The sequence below is a fragment of the Sphingopyxis sp. genome (genome assembly GCF_035565275.1).
Lineage (GTDB): Bacteria > Pseudomonadota > Alphaproteobacteria > Sphingomonadales > Sphingomonadaceae > Sphingopyxis.
Genome location: NZ_DATMST010000120.1, coordinates 1 through 3,265 on the forward strand (window position 1 = coordinate 1; position 3,265 = coordinate 3,265).

2 protein-coding genes are annotated in these 3,265 nt (G+C 67.5%); both read left to right on the forward strand.

The features are described 5' to 3' along the window. Positions 1 to 1,462 (forward strand): carboxylesterase/lipase family protein (locus VN047_RS08030; RefSeq protein WP_325541595.1); only part of this gene is annotated, 1,462 nt, incomplete at its 5' end. A 90-nt stretch (positions 1,463 to 1,552) separates the two neighbouring features. Continuing rightward, on the forward strand, positions 1,553 to 3,223 hold the full coding sequence (locus VN047_RS08035) for a tannase/feruloyl esterase family alpha/beta hydrolase (protein WP_325541596.1): 1,671 nt from the start codon (positions 1,553 to 1,555) through the stop codon (positions 3,221 to 3,223). Positions 3,224 to 3,265 lie beyond the last annotated feature (42 nt).

The following is a 3,265-nucleotide window of genomic DNA, read 5'->3' on the forward strand; positions in this document are numbered from 1 at the left end:
CCCGGCGCCTGCTGCGGATTGGGCCGGCACCCGCGACGCCACACGCTTCGGACCTGCCTGCATGCAGCCCCCATCCCCGGCGACCGGCATCTATGCGAGCGATCTTCCCGCGATGAGCGAGGATTGTCTGACGCTCAATATCTGGGCGCCCAAAGCGGCGCGCAAGGCCGCGGTCATGGTGTGGCTCCACGGCGGGTCGCTGGTATCGGGCCATGGCGGCAGCCCCTTCTTCGACGGCGCGCGCCTCGCCCGCGGGGGTGTCATCGTCGTCACCATCAACTACCGGCTCGGCGTCTTCGGCTTTCTGGCGCATCCCGAACTCAGTGCCGAATCGCCTCATCATGCGTCGGGCAATTATGGCCTCCTCGATCAGGTCGCCGCGCTTGAATGGGTCCGCGATAACATCGCGGAGTTCGGCGGCGATCCCGACAATGTCACCGTCTTCGGCGAATCCGCCGGCGCGCTCAGCGTCGCCTATCTTCTCGCCAGTCCCTTGGCCGACGGCCTGTTTCACAAGGCGGTCGCGCAAAGCCCCTATCTGGTGCCGACTCCCGAACTCAAAAGCCGGGCCTATGGCATGTTGTCAGGTGAGGAAATCGGGCTGCGGCTCGCGGAGAAGCTTGGCGCGGCGGACCTTGAGGCATTGCGTGCTATCGATGCACCCACGCTCAATGCCCTGCCGCCGCAAGGCGGGCCGGTTCCGCAGGCGACGGTCGACGGCTGGTTCCTGCGCAAACAGCTCCTCGATATCTTCGATGCGGGTGAGCAGGCACAGGTGCCGCTGATCGCGGGCTTCAACAGCGGCGAAATCCGCTCGCTGCGCGGTTTGGCACCGCCGGTTCCGGTTTCGGTATCGGCCTATGAAGCGGCTATCCGCGCCCAATATGGCGACCTCGCCGCGCGCTATCTCGACCTGTATCCCGCGACCGATCTGGCCGACACCATCCTCGCTGCGACGCGCGACGCGATTTACGGGTGGAGCGCCGAGCGGCTGGTCGCACAGCAGATGCGCGGCGGGATCCCGTCCTATCTATACTATTTCGACCACAGCTATCCCGCTTCCGACGCGCTGAACCTCGGCGCCTTTCACGCGGCGGAGGTCCCCTATGTGTTCGGCGCCGCGGGCACCGATGCGCCGTTGCCACCCAACTGGCCCAAGCCGCCGGTCGATGCGGGGGAACGCGACTTTTCTCGGGCGATGCTGTCCTATTGGACGGCATTTGCGAAGCGCGGCGTCCCGTCGGCGCCCGGCGAACCGGCGTGGCGGCCCTATGCCGAGGGGCGAGCCTATATGGGCTTTCGCGATCGCGCCGAGGCCTCGGCCGATCTCCTTCCGGGCCATTATGCGCTCGCCGAGGAGATGAAATGCCGGCGTCGGGCCGCCGGGCAATCGTGGATTCCGATGATCGGCGGCGCCCCGGCGCTGCTTCCGGCAACCCCGTGCGGCGGATCGGGCCGCTGACCGGCAAGCCGCGAAGGCGTCTTTACCCGCACGGGTTGGCCGTGAATGGGGGGACGGTCGGTTCGAGAGCGAATGAAGATGGAGTATGCGATGAAATCCGGACCTTTTTCTCCCGTCAAGGGCACGGTGGTTGCCATGCTGTTGCTGATCGGGCTGGCGTTTCCGGGCGAAGATGCGCGCGCACAAGCCACGGACGCCGGCGCGCGCTGCATCGACCTGCGCGGGCTTGCGGTCGAAAAGGGTCGGGTCGTCGCGGCGTCGCTGGAGCGCGCCGGAAGCTTCCGGTCGCCCGACAAGGCGCACCATGCCGATCTCCCGTCATTTTGCCGCGTGACCATCCTGTCAGGGAGCGAGCCGGGATCGCGCATCGTCAGCGAACTCTGGCTCCCGCTCGACGCGGCGTGGAACGGCAAGCTTCTGGGCACGGGCAACGGCGGTTTCGCGGGCGCTATCCGCTACAATGTGCTCGCGGGCGGGTTGAAGCGCGGCTTTGCGGTGGCGAACACCGACATGGGCACCGCGCCCGCCAGCTCCGCAGGAATCTGGTACGAAGCGGGGATTGGCCAGCCCGCGATGATCCGCGACTGGGGTCACCGCGCGACGCATCTGATGACCGTCGCGGCGAAGCAGGTGCTCCTTCGTTTCTATGGAAAGCCCCAGCGGCGCGCCTATTTCTTCGGCTGCTCGACCGGAGGGCATCAGGGCCTTTCCGAAGCGCAGCGATATCCGGACGACTATGACGGCATCCTCGCCGGCGCGCCGGGGCACAACCGGACGCATCTCCACACCGCGTTCAACTATAATTTCCAGAAGACGCAGGCGACCCCGGCGCGCGAGCTGCCCGTCGCCAAGGCGACGCTGTTCCGGACGGCGGCGCTCAAACATTGCGGCGGCAAGGATGGCGGCGCGCCGGGCGAGCCCTTCCTCAATACGCCGCTGGCGTGCCGCTTCGACCCCGCCCGGCTCGCATGCAAGCCGGGGCAGGCGGAGAATGGCTGCTTGACCGGAGGCGAGGTTGCGAGCCTGCATGCCTTCTTCGGCGGCGCGCGCAATCCGCGCACCGGCGAGCTTATCTATTTCCCGTTCCTGCCCGGAAGCGAGAGCCAGGCGGCTCCGTTGCTGGGCAATCCCCAATCCATCGCCAGCCGCGCGCCCGGCGATCTCGGCCCGTGGGTGACTGATGGCGCGGCCGCCAGCGACCGTTTCGATTTCGACAAGGACGTCGACCGGCTCGACGCGCAATGGGGCCCCGACATCAATGCGCTGAGCCCCGATCTTGCCGAATTTTCGGCGCGCGGCGGCAAGCTGATCCTCTATCACGGCTGGGAAGACGGCGTCGTTAGCCCGCTCGACAGCGTCGCCTATTTCGAGGCCATCCAGCGCGCCTCGCGCAAGCCTGATGCGTTCGCGCGCCTCTATATGGTCCCCGGAATGGCGCATTGCATGGGCGGTCCCGGCCCCCGACCGCTCACGCTCGAGGACATGCCGGACGACAGCTTTCCCGACGACGAATTGCTCGCGGTGCTCGATCGCTGGGTGGACCGGGATGCGGCTCCCGATGTCCTGACCGCTTATGCGTTCGACGACGGCAAGCTGCGCGCGACCCGGCCGCTTTGCGCCTACCCCTCGGTGCTGCGCTACAAGGGCGTGGGCGATCCGGCCAAGGCGTCGAGCTTCGCCTGCGAGCGCGCGAGCCTTCTGTCGTTCGAACGGCCGCCGCCGCGCTATCTTTTCGGCGCGGAAGGCCGGGCGCCGAGATGACCATCTCGCGGCGCGACCTCTTCGCACTGGGCGGAGCGGGGG